Raw genomic sequence first — 16,518 nt, 5'->3', positions numbered from 1 at the left:
GCGCCAGCCCGGCCCCGGCGCGCGGCCTCGGGTGATCAGCGCGCCGGAACGGGCTCGGCCGTGCGGCCGGCCGGCTCCTGGTCCGAGGGCCCGCTGAAGGCCCTCGACCGCTCCCTCGCCTCGCTGCTGCCGGTGAACAGCGCGGCGTTCTCCGGGGCCGGGGCCGCCCGGGACGGCCGGGCCGGCGGCGTCCCGCCGTCCAACCGGAGCCGCGGCAGGCCGTACCCGTGGTCGCGCTGCAGCCAGACGACCAGTCCCTCGCGGACGTGGCAGCGCAGGTCGAACAGGGTCGGCCCGTCCTTGGCGCTGACCAGCGCCCGCACCCGGACGACGGAGCCGACCGCGTCGGTCACCTGCAGGATCCCCACGCGGCCGTCCCACAGGTCGTTCCCGTCCAGGAGTCGGGCGAGCTCGGCCCGCATCCGGTCGAACGGCACGCTCCAGTCCACGTCGATCTCCACCGAGCCGAGGACCGCCGACTGGGTGCGGGTCCAGTTCTCGAACGGGGTGCTGGTGAAGTAGGTGGACGGCAGCACCATGCGCCGGTCGTCCCAGATGTGGACGACGACGTAGGTGAGGGTGATCTCCTCGATCCGGCCCCACTCGTCCTCGACCACCACGACGTCGTCGACCCGGATGGCGTCGGTGAAGGCCAGCTGGAGCCCGGCGAAGACGTTGGCCAGCGAGGTCTGCGCGGCCAGGCCGGCGACGATCGAGATGACACCGGCGCTGGCCAGGATGCTGGCACCGGCGGCACGGGCCGACGGGAACGTCAGCAGCATCGCCGCGGCGGCGAGGACGGCGACGATCACGACGGCCAGCCGGCGCAGCAGCGAGATCTGGGTGCGCACCCGGCGTGCGTGCCGGTTGTCGACGACGTCGACGTCGTACCGGGCCAGGGCGAGGTCGGCGACCACGAACACGGCCACCGCCAGGAACCAGCCGACGGTGGCGATCAGGGCGAGCCCCAGAACGCGGACGACCGGCCCGTGCCAGCCGCCCAGCACCGGCGCCGCGTCGAGGACGAGGGTCACCGCCGCCAGCACCAGCAGCGCGCGCAGCGGCGTGCGGCCGCGCCGGGACAGGCCGGCGACGGCCGGCGACCGCCGCGCGAGCCGACGCACCAGAGCGCCGATGAGGACCCCGGCCAGCCAGGCGAGCGCGGCCGCGGCGGCGAGGACCACGAGCACCTGCCAGGTCTGCGTGGGCATGTGGCTCTGCACCTCATCGATATCGGTGGCGGAGAGGCCGGTGGCGGACGGATCGGCGGCAGACGGGGAAGATCCGCGGAACAGCGGAATCGCTCCTTTCGGACAGCGGCCGGTGGACGGGTCCGCGGCGCTGCGGTTCGGGGCGGGCGTGCTGGAGGGGCGCATCGGCGCGCCGGGCCCACGGCAACCCCGGGACACGGGGGGCGGACCGGCCCCTGAGGGGCGCAGCTCCACGCTAGGTGGTGCTTCCCCGGCCCGTCACCCGGAACTCCGTGGGCTGCACCACAGCTTTCCGTACCGGAAGCTGCGGTGGGCGCCGCCGCTTCCGGTACGGAAAGCGGGGTCGCGGGGTCACGCGCCGGCGCGGGCGGCGGCCTCGGCGTCGAGCTCGCCGGCGTAGCGGCGGACGGCCTCGCGGAGGGCGTCCTCGACGTCCCAGCCGCGGTGCTCGGCGGCCGTGACGACGGCGAGCAACCGCTCCCCCAGCTCCTCGGGGCTGGCCGTCGTGAGCTCGGCCGGCTCGGGGGTGCGCAGGCCGGCGCGGGCCGCGCGCCGGACGAGCGCCGCTCCCCAGGCGGCGGCGGGCTGGGACCGGGAGACGCCCTCGGTCGGCGAGCGGCGCTGCTTCTCGGCCCGCTTGATCTCCTCCCAGCCCTCCTCGACCTCGGTCACGTTCCGGGGCCCCGCGTTCCCGAACACGTGCGGATGCCGGCGGACCAGCTTGTCGACCAGGTCGCCGGCCACCGCATCGACGTCGAACCGGCGTTCCGGCGAGGCCTCGGCGGCGACGCGTGCGTGGAACACCACCTGCAGCAGCACGTCCCCGAGCTCCTCCCGCATGGCCACCGGGTCGTCGTCGACGATCGCGTCGTAGGCCTCGTGGGCCTCCTCGAGGAGGTAGCCGCGCAGCGAGGCGTGGGTCTGCTCGGCGTCCCACGGGCAGCCGCCCGGCGAGCGCAACCGGTCCATGACGGCGACGACGTCCAGCAGCCGCGAGCCCACCGGCTCGGGGGCGCCGTCGACGACGTCGGCCCCCTCCGGCACCTCGCCGGGCGTCGCGAGGAGGACGACGTCGCCGGCGAGGTCCTGCGGGTCGGGAACGTCGGTGACGTCCCATCCCGCGGCCCGCAACACCGCCGCCGTCCCGGCGGCACCGGGCAGCGCGGCCAGGGGCCCTCCGGCCGTGACCGCGCGCCAGCCGGCGGGGCAGAGCAGGCCTGGGAGACGGGGGCTGACGGTGACGACGAGGGCGACGGGCACCCGGTCAGTCTCCGGGACCGTCGCGCCGGGGCCTACTCGGCCGGGGCCGCGGCGCTCTCCTCGTCGCCGAGGATGTCCACGACGCCGCCGTCGCCGGGCACGAGCCGGCCGTCCTCCAGCACGCCGTAGCGTGGGTTCACGGTGACCCCGAGGTCCTCGCGCACCTCCTGGACGACCCGGTTGCCGGCCTCCTCCACCGACTCGGAGGCCTCGTTCTCCAGCCGCGGGCGCACCTCCTCGAACGACGGGTAGACGGTGCCTGCGACGAACGTGACGACGATGCCGCCGGTCTCGGGGACGGGGGTCGTGAATCCCGTGTTGGGCGCCGCGGCGGCGATGCCCTCGGCCAGGACGCCCGGCACGTCGTCGGGCCCCCGGGACTCCAGCGCGGGAAGGGTCGTCGGCCCGGGGTACTGCGCCGCGACCGCGGGGTAGTCCGCGGGCGCCGCGGTGAGCTGGGCGAGCACGGCGTCGGCGGTGGCCTGGTCGGGCACCGTGATGTAGCCGAAGGACACCTCGGCGAGGCTCTCCCGGACCTCGGCGTACCGGGCCCGCAGCGCCTCGTCGGAGAGGGCCTCGGCCTCGCCCTGGATCTCGGCGATCTCCCGGCGCACGAGCTGCTGCCGCACGTTCTCGAAGACGTCCTCGCGCCCGATGCCCTGCTGGGCCAGCTGGCCGAACACCGCGTCGGGGTTGTCCTCGCCGAGCAGCTGCTCGATCCGGGCCCGGACCTCGGCGTCGTCCACCTCGATGTCGTAGCGGTCGGCGGCCACCGCGTAGACCTCCTCCTGCACCAGCAGGCCGAGCACACGGCGGGTGAACCCGTCGGGGTCGGTCTCGGCGAAGGCGGCGACGGCGTCGTCGCCGAGCCGCTGGTCGACGGCCGACTCCAGCTCGCCGACCGTCACCTGGGTGTCCCCCACGTAGGCGGCGACGCTGGGCGAGGTGCGGCAGCCGGAGAGGCCGACCGCCGTGACGGCCAGGAGGAATCCGGAGACCAGCACCCGGGGAGCGCGACGCTTCAGCACAGCCGCGAGACTCCCACACGTGACGGCGATCATGGCGTCGTGACCACCGATCCGGCCGGAACGGTGGTCCCGGCGCCATGATCGCGGGGCTGCGCGGTCCAGGAGGCGGCGGCTCAGGCCCCCTGCAGGGCCCCGTCCCGAGCCTGCGGGTGGTGGGGGGCAGCGGGTCCTTCACCGAGGACGGCCCGCAGCGTCGCGTGCAGGTTCTCCAGCAGGGCCACGTCGCGCAGCGGGGTGCGCCGGTCGGGGCCGACCGGCACCTTGAGCGAGATCGTCTGGACGGCGGCCTTGTAGGAGGCGCCCTCGGCGAGGCGGGCCAGCCGCATCTGCTTGGACTCCGGCAGCGTGACCGGGCTGATCCGGATCGCGCGCCCCTGCAGCGACACCTCGGTGATGCCCAGCGCCCGCATCGCCGTCCGGAAGCGGGCGACGGCCAGCAGGTTGAGGACCGGGGCCGGCGGGGCGCCGTAGCGGTCGGTGAGCTCATCGAGCACCGCCTGCGCCTGGTCGTCGTCCTGGATGGAGGCGACCTTCCGGTAGGCCTCCATGCGCAGCCGCTCGCCGGGCACGTAGTCGTGCGGCAGGTGGGCGTCCACCGGCAGGTCGACCCGCACCTCGACCGGCTCGACCGGCGCCGACTCGCCGGTGACCTGGGCGCGGTAGTCGGCCACCGCCTCGCCCACCAGCCGGACGTAGAGGTCGAACCCCACCCCGGCGATGTGACCGGACTGCTCGCCGCCGAGCAGGTTGCCCGAGCCGCGGATCTCCAGGTCCTTCATCGCGACCGCCATGCCGGCGCCGAGGTCGGTGTTGTGCGCGATGGTGGTCAGCCGGTCGACCGAGGTCTCGGTGAGCGTGCGGGTCGGGTCGTAGGTGAAGTAGGCGTATGCCCGCTCCCGCCCACGGCCGACCCGGCCGCGGATCTGGTGCAGCTGGGAGAGGCCGAAGGTGTCGGCGCGGTCGACGATCAGGGTGTTGGCGTTCGGGATGTCCAGGCCCGACTCGACGATCGTCGTCGCGACGAGGACGTCGTACTCCTTCTCCCAGAACCCGACCATGATCCTCTCGAGCTCGTGCTCCTTCATCTGGCCGTGGCCGACCGCCACCCGGGCCTCGGGCACCAGGTTGCGGATCTTGGCCGCGGCCTTGTCGATCGACTGCACGCGGTTGTGGATCACGAACACCTGGCCGTCGCGCAGCAGCTCGCGGCGGATGGCGGCGGCCATCTGCTTGTCGTCCCACGCGCCGACGTAGGTCAGCACCGGGTGCCGCTCCTCGGGCGGGGTGAGGATCGTCGACATCTCGCGGATGCCGGTCAGTGACATCTCCAGCGTGCGCGGGATCGGGGTGGCCGACATCGACAGGACGTCGACCGCCGTCCGCATCGTCTTCAGGTACTCCTTGTGCTCGACGCCGAAGCGCTGCTCCTCGTCGACGATCACCAGGCCGAGGTCCTTGAACCGCGTGGTGGGCTGCAGCAACCGGTGCGTGCCGACCAGGACGTCGACCTCGCCGGCGGCGAGCTCCTCGAGGATCTGCCGCGACTCCGCGTCGGACTGGAACCGGGAGAGCACGCGGACCTTCACCGGGAACTGGCCCATCCGCTCGGAGAAGGTCTTGTAGTGCTGGTTGGCCAGCAGCGTCGTCGGCACGAGGACGGCGACCTGCTTTCCGTCCTGCACGGCCTTGAACGCGGCCCGGACGGCGATCTCGGTCTTCCCGTAGCCGACGTCGCCGCAGATGATCCGGTCCATCGGCACCGGCTGCATCATGTCGGCCTTGACCTCGTCGATGGCGCCGAGCTGGTCGGGGGTCTCCTGGAACGGGAAGGCGTCCTCGAGCTCGCGCTGCCACACGGTGTCGGGGCCGAACGCGTGCCCCTTGGTGGCCATCCGCGCCGAGTAGAGCCGGATGAGTTCGGCGGCGATCTGCTTGACCGCCTTGCGGGCCTGGTTCTTGGTCTTCTGCCAGTCGGCGCCACCCAGCTTGGACAGCGCCGGCGCCTCACCGCCGACGTAGCGGGTGAGCTGGTCGAGGGCGTCGGTGGGCACGAAGAGCCGGTCGGGGGGCTGGTTCCGCCGGGAGGGCGCGTACTCGACGATCAGGTAGTCGCGCTGCCCGCCGTTCACGGTGCGGCTGATCATCTCGATGTAGCGGCCGATGCCGTGCTGCTCGTGGACGACGAGGTCGCCCGGCTGCAGCTGGGCGAGGTCGACGGCGTTGCGGCGGCGGGCCGGCATCTTCACGGCGTCGCGCATCGAGGTGCCGCGCTGGCCGGTGAGGTCGTGCTCGGTGAGCAGCGCCAGGCCGATGCCCGGGAAGGCGAAGCCGGACTCCAGGTTGCCCTGGGTGACGTGGGTGAGACCGGCGTCGGGGGGGCCGGGGATGTCGGGCACCAGCCGGACCCCGAGGTCGGCCTCGGTGAACTGGTCGGCCGCGCGCTGGGCGGGTCCGGGACCGGCGAAGGTGACGACCACCCGCCAGCCCTCGCGGGTCCAGCCGCGCACCTTGTCGATGGCGCGCGGTAGATCGCCGGAGAACCGGTCGACGGTGGTCGCGTCGAGGGTGACGTGCTCGTCGTCGTCCTCGGACTGCAGGGTGAAGGCGCCGGTGGTCCACCAGGGCAGCCCGCGCATCCGGGCCGCCGTCTCGATCTCGGCGAGGTCGCGGAAGGACGAGGCACCGAGGTCGATCGGCGCCTGGCCGGCCTCCGCCGCCGTCGACCAGGACGCGGCCAGGAACTCCTCGGCCGTGCGGACCAGGTCCGCGGCGCGGCTGCGGACCCGCTCGGGGTCGCACACCACCACGTGGGTGCCCCCCGGCACGAGGTCGGTGAGCAGTTGCATCTCGCCCGTGACGAGCGCCGGGATCAGCGACTCCATGCCCTCGACGGCGATGCCCTCGGCCAGCTTGCCGAGGATCTCGGCCAGCCCCGGGTGCTGGACGGCCAGCGTGGCGGCGCGCTCCCGCACCTCCGGGGACAGCAGCAGCTCGCGGCAGGGCGGGGCCCACAGGCGCTCGGGACGCTCGTCGAGGGAACGCTGGTCGGCGGCGGAGAAGTAGCGCAGCTCGTCGACCTCGTCGCCCCAGAACTCCACGCGCACCGGGTGCGGCTCGGTGGGCGGGAAGACGTCGAGCAACCCACCGCGGACGGCGAACTCACCGCGCTTCTCCACCAGCTCCACGCGGGTGTAGGCGGCATCGGTCAGCGCACGCGCGACGTCGTCGAGCTCGGCGGTGTCGCCCGGCTCGAGCTCGACCGGGACCAGCTCGCCGAGCCCGGGGGCGAGCGGCTGGAGGACGCTGCGGACCGGTGCGACCAGCACGTCGATCGTGCCGTTCTCCCCCGGGTGCGTCAGGTCGCGCAGGACCGCCAGCCGCCGGCCCACTGTGTCCGCGCGCGGGCTGAGCCGCTCGTGCGGCAGCGTCTCCCAGGCGGGGAAGGTCTCGACCCGCCGTCCCGGGACGAAGCAGCGCAGCTGGTCGGCGACCTGATCGGCGTCCCGCTCCCCCGCCGTCACCACGAGGACCGGCACGCCGGCACCCGGGTGCTGCTCCGCGAGAGCGGCGGCGACCAGCGGCTGGACCGGCGGCGGCGCCGTGACGGCCAGCGAGGCGCGGCCGGCCGCGGCGACCACCCGCGCCATGCCGGGGTCGGTGAGGACGACGTCGAGCACGCCGCGCAAGGTCACGCTTTTTCTCCCGGGAGCTCGGAGCCGCACACGCGCCGCCGACTGCGGCAGGGGCCGAGGACCCAGGTTAGTCCGCGCCCGCGCACCTCGCCCTCGTCGTGCGGGGCCTGCTCGTCCTCACCCCGGGATCCCGCGACGGCGGCGCGCCCCCGGTCGGGAGGCAGCCCGTTCGGCGTCCCCCCAATCCGGGTGAGCCGTGACCGAGAAGTGATTCCTGACCACGGTACGTGGTCGCACGCTGGTCCTTGTCGTGCGGGGCCGCCCCCGCCACGGCGGACGGCGGGGCCCCCGGGCCGGCCACACGGAAGGGGGACCCGGTGACGATCCCGGCTGAGCTGGTACCTGTCGGCACCGTCTCCGTGATGCCCATGACCGAGGCCGAGGTCGCCGACCACGTCGCCACCGCCTGGCAGCACGGCGAGGGCGGCTCGATCCTGACCGTCAACGTCGACATCCTGCGGTCGCTCTCCCGCAACAGCGAGCTCGCCGCGCTCGCCGAGGACGCCGAGATCGTGGTGGCCGACGGCATGCCGCTGGTCTGGGCCGCCTCGCTGGCCGGCTACACCGTGCCGGAGCGGGTCACCGGCGCCTCCCTCGTGTCCACCCTCGCCGAGACCGCCGCCGGGGCGTCCCGCACCGTGTACCTCGTCGGCGGTGAGCCCGGCGTGCCCGAAGCCGCCGGCCGGGCGCTGCTCGCTCGCTTCCCCGGGCTGCGCATCGCCGGCGCGGACTCTCCCCCGTTCGGGTTCGAGAACGATCCGCAGCAGCTCGCGGCCCTGGTCGATCGCATCGCGGCCGCGCGGCCCGACCTCGTCCTCGTCGGCCTGGGCTTCCCCAAGCAGGAACGGCTGATCGCCCGGCTGCGACCACGGCTGCCCGCCGCCTGGATGCTGGGCTGCGGCGCCGGCATCCCGTTCGCGGCGGGACAGTTCCGCCGCGCGCCCGCCTTCCTCCAGCGGATCGGTGCCGAGTGGCTGCACCGGCTGCTCCTGGAGCCCCGCCGGCTGGCGCGGCGCTACCTCCTGCACGACCTGCCCTTCGCGGTCCTGCTCCTCACCACCGCGCTCGCCGTGCGGGTCGGCCGGAGCCGCCCGCTGCTGCCGCCCGACGACGCGCTGCCGGCCCGCCAGCCGGCGTCTCGCTGAGGTGGGCACCGCGTCCTCCCGGCACGAGCGGCCACTGGCCGTCGTCGTCGTCACCTACCGCAGCGCCGGCCTGATTGCGGAGTGCTTGCAGTCGGTCGCCGCGGCCCTCCAGGCTGCCGGTCGCCGCGACGCCCGGGTCGTCGTGGTCGACAACGCGTCGACCGACGACACCGTCGCCACCGCGCGGGCCGCCGCTCCGGGCGCGACGGTGATCGCGCGCGGCACGAACGACGGGTTCGCCGCCGGCGTGAACGCCGGCCTCGCCGCGGCCCCGGGACACGACGTCCTCGTGCTCAACCCCGACGTCCGCCTCGAGCCGGAGGCGATCGGACACCTGCTGGACCAGCTGGCGGAGCCCGGGACCGGGATCGCCGTCCCCCGGCTGCTCGGCGCGGACGGGCGCTTGCAGCACTCGCTGCGGCGAGAGCCCTCCGCGGCCCGGACTCTGGGCGAGGCAGTCCTCGGCGGACGTCGCGCCGGACGTCTGGCCGCGTTCGGCGAGGTCGTCACCGACGACCGGGTGTACGCGCGGTCGGCGACCCCGGACTGGGCCACCGGCGCCGCCTGGCTGGTGTCCGCCGAGTGCCTCGCGGCGCTCGGACCGCTGGACGAGCGCTACTTCCTCTACTCGGAGGAGACCGAGTTCATGCTCCGCGCCCGCACGCACGGGTTCGCGGTCCGCTACACGCCCGACGCGGTCGCCGTCCACATCGGCGGCGAGCAGTCGACCGCCCCCGCGCTGTGGGCCCTGTCGGTGACCAACCGGGTTCGGCTGCAGCGCGAGCGCCTCGGCACCGCCGCCGCCCTGCGGATGTGGGGGGCGGCGCTCGTCAACGAGTCGGTGCGAGCCCTGGTCCGCCGGGGGCCCGCCGGCGCCACGCACCGGGCGGCGCTGCGCGACCTGCTGCGCATGGACCACTGGCCCGGGCGCCCAGCCGCTCCGGCATCCCGCGGTCCCGACTACGTCTGCTTCGCGGCCCAGGACTGGTGGTACCACAACACCGCGCACTCGGACTTCCAGCTCATGCGGTCGGTCGCCGAGCAGCGGAAGGTGCTGGTGGTCAACAGCATCGGCATGCGGATGCCGGCACCCGGCCGCAGCACGCACGTGACCCGCCGGCTCCTGCGCAAGCTGCGCAGCGTCGCCAAGCTGGTGCGGCGCCCGGTGCCCGGCCTGCCGGGCTTCCACGTGATGTCGCCGCTGCCGCTCCCCTTCTACGGATCCCCCGCCCTGCGCCGGGTCAACGCCACGCTGGTCCGGGCGCAGGTGCGCCTGGTCTGCCGCCTGCTCGGCATCCGCCGGCCGGTGGTCGTGGTGACGATCCCGACCGCGTGGGACGTGGTCGCGCCCATGCGTCGCACGGCGTTGGTCTACAACCGGTCTGACAAGCACTCCGACTTCCCCGAAGGCGACCGGGCGACCCTCGAGGCGCTGGAGGCGCAGCTGCTGGAGCACTCCGACTGCGTCCTCTACGTCAGCCGGGCCCTCATGGCCGACGAGCGCGCGCTCACCGGGGACCGTGCCGCGTTCCTCGACCACGGCGTGGACGTGGACCACTTCCGGCCCCGGCCGGCCGAGGAGCTGCCCGCGGACCTGCGCGCCGTCCCCGGACCGCGGATCGGGTTCTTCGGCGCCCTGGACGACTACGTCGTGGACTTCGACCTGCTCGAGCACGTCGCCGGGGAGATCCCCGAGGCGTCCCTCGTGCTCGTCGGTGACTCGACCTACCCGATGGAGCGCTTCGCCCGCTACGGGAACGTGCACTGGCTCGGCCGCCGCCCGTACGAGGAGATCCCGGCCTACGGCTCGGGCTTCGACGTGGCGATCATGCCGTGGGTGGACTCGCCTTGGATCCACCGCTCGAATCCGATCAAGCTCAAGGAGTACCTCGCTCTCGGCCTCCCCGTGGTGAGCACGGAGTTCGCCGAGCTGGACGGCTACCGCGACCGGGTGCGCGTGGCGACCGACGCGGGGGGGTTCGTCGCGGCGATCCGCGAGTCGCTGGAGTTCGGGCCGCTGCTGGACCCGGGGAAGCTGCGGGAGTCGGTCCTGGATTACTCGTGGCGCTCGCGCGCCGAGGTGCTCACCGCCGAAGCCGAGGGCTGACGCCGGCGCGCAACGGCGCCGCTCCGTGTGAGCGCCCGGTCAGGCGTCGACGAGCGCGCCGCCCTGCGGGTACGCCCCGGTGACCGCCGTCCCCTTCCGGCGCTCGCGGCCCACGATCCGCCACAGTGCCGCCAGCAGCCCGATGAGGACGAACGTGAGAGCCCGGCCGGTCGGAAAGCTGAGGGCGTCGTAGGTGAGCCAGGTCGACGCCGCCACCGCCACCCCGGCGAGCAGGGACGCCGCGAGCTCCCGGTCGTCGTCCCGGTCGACGCCGGCAGCGACCCGCCGGGCCCGCAGGGCGAAGCCCGCGGCGAGCAGGAACAGCGCCGCGTACGCGACCTGCCCGATGATGCCGATCTCGACCGTCCCCAGCAGCACCTGGTTGTCGATGTAGCCGTAGCGCTCAGGCATGAAGGTGCCGAAGCCCCGGCCGAAGAGCGGGCGCTCGGCGATCACGTCGAGGGCGCGTTCGAGGCCTGCCTGGCGGGACTTGATGCTCGTGTCGCCGCCCGGCTCCAGCAGGAATCCGCGCAGCGTCCCGATGAGACCGGGCACCACGCCGCTGAAGGCGACCAGGCCGACGCCACCCGCGGCGAGGAGGCGGATCCGCCGGCACCAGGTCCACGTCGGCAGGAGGACGGCCAGGGCGACGATGACGCCGACGACACCGGTGCGCGACACGGTCATCGGGATCGCCACGGCGACCAGCACGAGGCAGCCGCCCCACCAGATGCGGGCGTGACCGACCGCGCGCAGGAACAGCCACAGGGCAAGCGGGAGCACCATGACGAGCACGACCGCGAGTTCGATCGGGTGCGAGGTGGTGCTGACCACACGGGTGAATCCGGCCCGGGCGGAGTCGAAGACCACCGGCGTGAAGGTCAAACCGGGCAGATGGAGCTTGGCCGCGAGGTCCAGCCCCAGCCCGAACTCCACGATGCCGACCGCGGCCACGACGGCGCCGGCGGACACGATGGCCGTCACGGCCCTCCGCAGCGCCGCCCGGTCGCGGACGACCTCGGCGGCGATCAGGGCCACGCCGATCACCGACACGATCGTCAGCAGCCCCCGGTCGGCCGCTCGGGCCTCGACCACGTCCAGCGGACGGAAGCCGGCGGCGACGTAGCTGACCATCGTCGTGAGCACGACCGCCAGCAGCGCCCAGCGCAGGGGTGTGCTGCGGGCGATCCGGGGACGGCCGGTGACGAATCCGAGGGCCCAGAGCGCCATGCAGGAGAGCCCGACGAGCGAGGCCGGTGTCCCGGCGACGCCGAGCGGCTCGATCCGGAAGCGCGCGGGGACCACGAGGAGCACCACGACGAGGACCAGGAACACCTGCGAGGCCCGCACACCGCCCCGGAACGTCCAGGCCAGCGCGGCGAGGACGAGGAGGCCGCCGAGGAGGAGCGGCCCTCGCCCCGCCGACGTCGCCAGCGCGCCGAGGACGATCAGCGCCGCTCCCGCGCCGACTACCGCCGGACCCGCGTACCTCAGCCGCGCGGGCGGCACCTCAAGCCTCGGGATAGCCGAGTCCACCGATCCGCTCCCCCGTCCGCGCCGGAGCGGCGCCCACGGGCTCCAGGTCGCGGGCGGGACCGGTTCCGCCGTCGGCCGAGGCGCCGGACGCCGGCGGTCGGGACGCATTCGGCGCACCCGTGCCGACGGCTTCCCGGGCGGTCTCCCCCGCCGGGCGGCTGCCGCGCTGCCGGCGCAGGCTCTCCAGGAGGACGACGACCGCGGCGCTGACGCCCAGCCCGATGGCCGCCGCCACGCCGGTCAGCTTCGTGCGGTCGCTGGTGAGGGGCACCGCCGCGCTGGGGGTGGTGAGGCTGGTGACCGTGATCAGCGTCCCCTCGGGAGCGCCGGCCTCCTGCTGGCGCAGCTGCAGTTCGGCCGCGAGCTGCCGGCCGACCAGGTCGACGTCGCGGGAGGCGGCGGCACCGTCGGATCCCGCCGCCGTCAGCTCGAGGATGACGCCGCCGCCGTAGGGGGCGACGGCGACGGTCGTCGTGCTCTGGACGCCCGCCTCCTGGAGCGCGGCCAGGAAGGCGTCACTGCTGCTGACGTTGGCCAGCGCCGAGGCGGCCACCTGGGTCGAGAGCACACCCACGCTCAGGTAGGGATTCACCGGCACGGGCTCGGAGGTGTCGTGCAGGCTCTGCTTGGGCAGCAGCACGATCATCGTGGCCTGCGACTGGTAGGTCACCGGCACCCGCTGCCATACGAACGCCGTCGCCGCCGCCGTGAGCGCGAGCATCAGCGCGATGACGCCGACGTTCCGGCGCAGAGCTGCCAGCGCTTCCCCAAGACTCACCGATCCCCCTCGTGTGCCGGAGCGGCGTGTCGCGCCCTCCAGGGCCGTGGCCCTGTCCCCCGATAGTCGTGATTCTCCGTGCGCACGCGGCCACTGTCGGCAGAACCGGTAGCGGCGTCACCCCAAGGTGGCAGGGGGCTTCGGGCGCCTCCGCGGACGTGCCCCTTCCGGGTGGCACGCCGGGGGTTCCTGCTGCTCGCGCTGACACACTCCGACCGGCGGGATCCACGGACGGCGGGAGCGGGAGCGCATGAGCGGGGGCACCACCGATCCGGCGCAGGGCGTCGGCTCCCGGGTCGGCCGGGGCGCGGCGTGGAGCCTGCTCAACACCGTGGTGCTCAAGCTGGGCTCGTTCGCGGCGGGCGTGGTCCTCGCCCGGCTCCTGGCCCCCGAGGACTACGGGGTCTACGCCGTCGCGCTCGTCGTCCTCACCCTCCTGCACGCATTCAACGAGCTCGGGGTCAGCCTGGCGCTCGTCCAGTGGCCGGACGACGAGCGGCGCATCGCGCCGACCGTCATGACGATCGCGCTGACCTCGAGCACGGTGCTGTACCTGCTCGCCTACGCGGGGGCGCCGGCACTGTCCGATGTCATGGGCGCGCCGGACGCCACCCCAGTGCTGCGCCTGCTCTGCCTCGCGGTGATCGTGGACGGGGTCGCCGCGGTGCCGGTGGGCCTGCTGACCCGGCACTTCCTCCACGTCCGGCGCTTGGTCGGTGACGTCGCCTCCTTCACCGCCTCCACCACGGTGACCATCGGGCTGGCCGCGTCCGGCGCCGGCCCCCTGTCGTTCGCCTGGGGCACCCTGGCCGGCTCGGTGCTGGCCACCGTGGTGTTCACGGCGCTGGCCCCGTTCCGGGTGCGCCCGGGATGGGACCGGGCCCTCGCGCCCCGGCTGCTGCGCTTCGGCCTCCCGCTCGCCGGCGCCAGCCTGCTGGTGCTCTCCGTGGTCAACGCGGACAACCTCGTGGTCGGGGCGCTCACCGGCCCGGCGGCGCTCGGGCTCTACCTCATGGCCTTCAACCAGTCGAGCTGGCCGCTGAACGTCTTCGGCGAGGCGGCGCGGCGGGTGGCGCTCGCCGGCTTCTCGCGGCTGACCGGGAACCCCGACGCGCTGAGCCGCGCCTTCGCCCGTGGTCTGGGGCTGCTCATGGCGGTCACCGTCCCGGTGTGCGCGCTGCTCGCCTGCTACGCCGACTCCCTGCTCCGGTTCGTGTACGGCGCACCGTGGGCCCCCGCCGCCCAGGCGCTGGTCTTCCTCGCGCCGCTGGGGCTGGTCCGCGTCGGCCTGTTCGTGGTCTACGACCTGTTCGTCGCGCTCGACCGCTCCCGGGTGCTGCTGAAGGTGCAGGGGCTGTGGCTCGTGCTCATGGTGCCGGCGCTGGCCGCCGGCACCGCGATCGGCGGCATCCGCGGAGCGGCGATCGCGCACCTGCTCGTGGCCGTGCTGGTGATCGCCCCGGTGTTCCTCCGCGCCGTCGCGACGCACGGGATCGCGGTCGGCCCCGCCCTGCGGTCGTGCCTGCGCCCGGCGCTGGGTGGACTGCTGATCGTGGCCACTGCGCTGCTGGTCCGGGCTGCGGTCGACGAGGACCTCCCCCGGCTGCTCCTCGGCGGGCTCCTTGGGCTGGCCGTCCACCTGCCCGTCGTCTGGCCGATGCGGACCCTCTTGCCGGGACGGTCCCCGGCCGAGGAACCGACGCCCGCACCCGGGACCACCGCGCTGCCCACCGCCGTTCCCTCCGTGCCGCCCGCGGCCGGACTGCCCGCAGGAGAGATGCGATGACGACGCACCAGGCACCCACGGCCGGGCGGCGCGCGCAGCGGGGGCGCGCCTCGCGCCTGGTCCGTGACTGGTTGCGCGACCGGTTCGGCATCTGGCCGCTCCACGAAGCGCGCAACAGGGCGCTCATGGCGCCGGGCACCTGGCGCGTGCGGCGGTTCGAGGACGCCGAGGTCGCCGCCCTGCTCGCCCGGCACGGCCGCCTGGGCCCGTCCCTGGTGACGACCGTGATCCCTACCTTCCGCCGCCCTGAACTGCTGCTCCGCGCGGTGGAGTCGGCGCTGGCGCAGACGGTCGAGGACAACCTCCTCCTCGTCGTCGACGACGGCGGCGGCCTGCCCCCGCTTCCCGATCACCCGCGGCTGCGCGCGGTGTCCCTGAGCCGCAACAGCGCCGTCCTCGGCGTCGTCCGCAACGTCGGCATCCGGCTCAGCAGCTCGACCTACGTGGCCTTCCTGGACGACGACAACGAGTGGCGCCCGGACCACCTCGCGGTGGCCCTCGACCGGCTCGAGGCAGGCGCGGACCTGGTCTACACCGCGCTGGAGCGGCGGCGCTCCGACGGCACCGTGCTCGACCTGCTCGGCGCGGAGTACGACCGCCGGCTGCTGGCCGACGGCGACAACTACGTCGACATCAACGCGGTGGTCGTGCGGCGCGCTCCGGACGTGCTGTTCAGCCGCATCCCCCGGGTGAAGGCGACGCTCCCCAAGGAGGACTGGGAGTTCGTGCACCGGCTGTCGGCCACCCGCGCGCCGGTGTTCGAGCCGGTTCCCACCGTCCGCTACCTGGTCAACGACGGGAGCTACTACACCGACTGGACCGGCTGAGCAGGCGGCGTCAGACCCCGGTGTACCGCCACCGGCGCCACCACAGCTCCTCCCGCGCGCGACGCCAGTAGGCCCGCGGCACCAGTCGCCCGACGGCCTGCATCCGTTCCGGCCCGATGCGCCGGCGCAGCAGCAGCGCGCGCCATTCGGGAAGGGTCTCGACCTCCGGGGCGATCTCCTCGGCGAAGCCCACGAGCTCGTCCACCGGCTCGGTCCGCCAGCGGCCCCGGTCGTAGGAGCGGCACGCCGCCCACAGGGCCTCGCCGGCGAGCTTGTCGCGCACCGTGCGCTCGGCCCCCGCCCGGTCGGTGACCCGGCCCCCCTCCTTGGCGAAGAACGCCGAGTAGGCCGCCCACCGCTGACGCAGGTCGCGCAGCCCGGCGTCACCGAGCCACTCCACCGACATGTTGTTCCCGTGCACGCGGTAGTACGCCTGGTCGACACCCGCCAGGTAGCCGACGTCGGCCCGGGCGGCGAAGCGCATCCACATCTCGATGTCGCCGGTGTGCGGCAGCTCGGGGTCGTATCCGCCCACCGCCCGCTGCACCGACGTCCGCACGACGACCTCCGGCGAGGCGATGCAGCCGTTGCCGTGCCGGAACCGGCGCTCCAGCCAGGCCCGCCCCTCGTACGTGCGGGGCCGGGGCCGTCCGGTGCGTGCCTTCGGCAGCGCCCCTGTTCCGTCGAAGCGCAGGTAGTGGCCGTAGACCATGCCCGACCCCGGGTTCGCGTCGAGGTAGTCGACCGCGCGCCGCAGCGCGCCCGGGGTCAGCCGGTCGTCCGCCGAGAGCAGCACCGCGTAGTCGGCGTCGCACCACTCGAGGAGGCCCTCGTTGTACGTGGCGATGTGCCCGCGGTTCTCGGGGTGCACCACGACCTCGACCCTCGGGTCCCGCTCGGCGAGCTGGCGCGCGCGGTCGCCGCTGTCGTCCGGGGATGCGTCGTCGATGACGAGGACACGGACGTCCAACCCAGGGTCGGCCAGCACGCTGCCGACTGAGTCCTCCAGGAAGTGCCCGTACCGGTAGCACGGGACGACGACGCCCACCGAACCCACGCGTTGCCTCCTCCTGGGACCACGGGGCGGACCTCCGCGCGCCCCCGCCGTGAACGGTCGTCGCCCGCGGCGGCCAGGTCAACGACCGGCC

At 74.3% G+C, this 16,518-nt stretch carries 11 protein-coding genes; 4 read left to right on the top strand and 7 right to left on the bottom strand.

Annotated elements, in window-relative coordinates; genetic code table 11:
* Positions 1-35: 35 nt before the first annotated feature.
* From ACFSHS_RS09825 to mfd, 4 genes are all read right to left on the bottom strand, one after another.
* Positions 36-1,211: a mechanosensitive ion channel family protein gene (locus ACFSHS_RS09825; protein ID WP_376874606.1), complete on the bottom strand. Its 1,176-nt coding sequence runs from the start codon at positions 1,209-1,211 to the stop codon at positions 36-38.
* A gap of 351 nt (positions 1,212-1,562) precedes the next feature.
* Positions 1,563-2,471: a nucleoside triphosphate pyrophosphohydrolase gene (locus ACFSHS_RS09820; RefSeq protein ID WP_376874603.1), complete on the bottom strand. Its 909-nt coding sequence runs from the start codon at positions 2,469-2,471 to the stop codon at positions 1,563-1,565.
* Between the two features lie 32 nt (positions 2,472-2,503).
* Entirely contained in the window at positions 2,504-3,499 is a 996-nt protein-coding gene (locus ACFSHS_RS09815) for a peptidylprolyl isomerase (RefSeq protein ID WP_376874600.1), read from the bottom strand.
* Positions 3,500-3,612: 113 nt separating this feature from the next.
* Complete coding sequence (gene mfd / locus ACFSHS_RS09810) at positions 3,613-7,191, bottom strand: transcription-repair coupling factor (protein WP_376874597.1); 3,579 nt, start codon at positions 7,189-7,191, stop codon at positions 3,613-3,615.
* Between the two features lie 362 nt (positions 7,192-7,553).
* On the opposite strand from mfd, the gene ACFSHS_RS09805 reads away from it, so the two are divergent.
* On the top strand, positions 7,554-8,336 hold the full coding sequence (locus ACFSHS_RS09805; RefSeq protein ID WP_376874594.1) for a WecB/TagA/CpsF family glycosyltransferase: 783 nt from the start codon (positions 7,554-7,556) through the stop codon (positions 8,334-8,336).
* A 1-nt stretch (position 8,337) separates the two neighbouring features.
* A complete protein-coding gene (locus tag ACFSHS_RS09800; protein ID WP_376874591.1) occupies positions 8,338-10,443 on the top strand; it encodes a glycosyltransferase in 2,106 nt (701 codons plus the stop codon).
* Between the two features lie 39 nt (positions 10,444-10,482).
* Here the strand turns inward: ACFSHS_RS09800 and ACFSHS_RS09795 are convergent, their stop codons facing one another.
* Both ACFSHS_RS09795 and ACFSHS_RS09790 read right to left on the bottom strand, forming a co-directional pair.
* On the bottom strand, positions 10,483-11,979 hold the full coding sequence (locus ACFSHS_RS09795) for an O-antigen ligase family protein (protein ID WP_376874588.1): 1,497 nt from the start codon (positions 11,977-11,979) through the stop codon (positions 10,483-10,485).
* Positions 11,954-12,757 carry a hypothetical protein gene (locus ACFSHS_RS09790; RefSeq protein ID WP_376874585.1) on the bottom strand — a complete coding sequence of 268 codons (804 nt, stop codon included), beginning with the start codon at positions 12,755-12,757 and terminating at the stop codon, positions 11,954-11,956. Before ACFSHS_RS09790 ends, ACFSHS_RS09795 begins: the two co-directional genes overlap by 26 nt.
* A gap of 250 nt (positions 12,758-13,007) precedes the next feature.
* On the opposite strand from ACFSHS_RS09790, the gene ACFSHS_RS09785 reads away from it, so the two are divergent.
* Both ACFSHS_RS09785 and ACFSHS_RS09780 read left to right on the top strand, forming a co-directional pair.
* Positions 13,008-14,543 (top strand): lipopolysaccharide biosynthesis protein, encoded by a 1,536-nt coding sequence (locus tag ACFSHS_RS09785; RefSeq protein ID WP_376874582.1) that lies wholly within the window; start codon positions 13,008-13,010, stop codon positions 14,541-14,543.
* Complete coding sequence (locus tag ACFSHS_RS09780; protein ID WP_376874579.1) at positions 14,540-15,370, top strand: glycosyltransferase family 2 protein; 831 nt, start codon at positions 14,540-14,542, stop codon at positions 15,368-15,370. Before ACFSHS_RS09785 ends, ACFSHS_RS09780 begins: the two co-directional genes overlap by 4 nt.
* 10 nt (positions 15,371-15,380) lie before the next feature.
* On the opposite strand, the gene ACFSHS_RS09775 is transcribed toward ACFSHS_RS09780, so the two are convergent.
* Positions 15,381-16,427: a glycosyltransferase family 2 protein gene (locus tag ACFSHS_RS09775; RefSeq protein WP_376874576.1), complete on the bottom strand. Its 1,047-nt coding sequence runs from the start codon at positions 16,425-16,427 to the stop codon at positions 15,381-15,383.
* Between the last annotated feature and the right edge of the window lie 91 nt (positions 16,428-16,518).

Origin of the sequence: Blastococcus deserti (genome assembly GCF_042682525.1) — a bacterium.
Lineage (GTDB): Bacteria > Actinomycetota > Actinomycetes > Mycobacteriales > Geodermatophilaceae > Blastococcus_B > Blastococcus_B deserti.
This window is presented reverse-complemented; position numbering and strand designations above follow the sequence as displayed.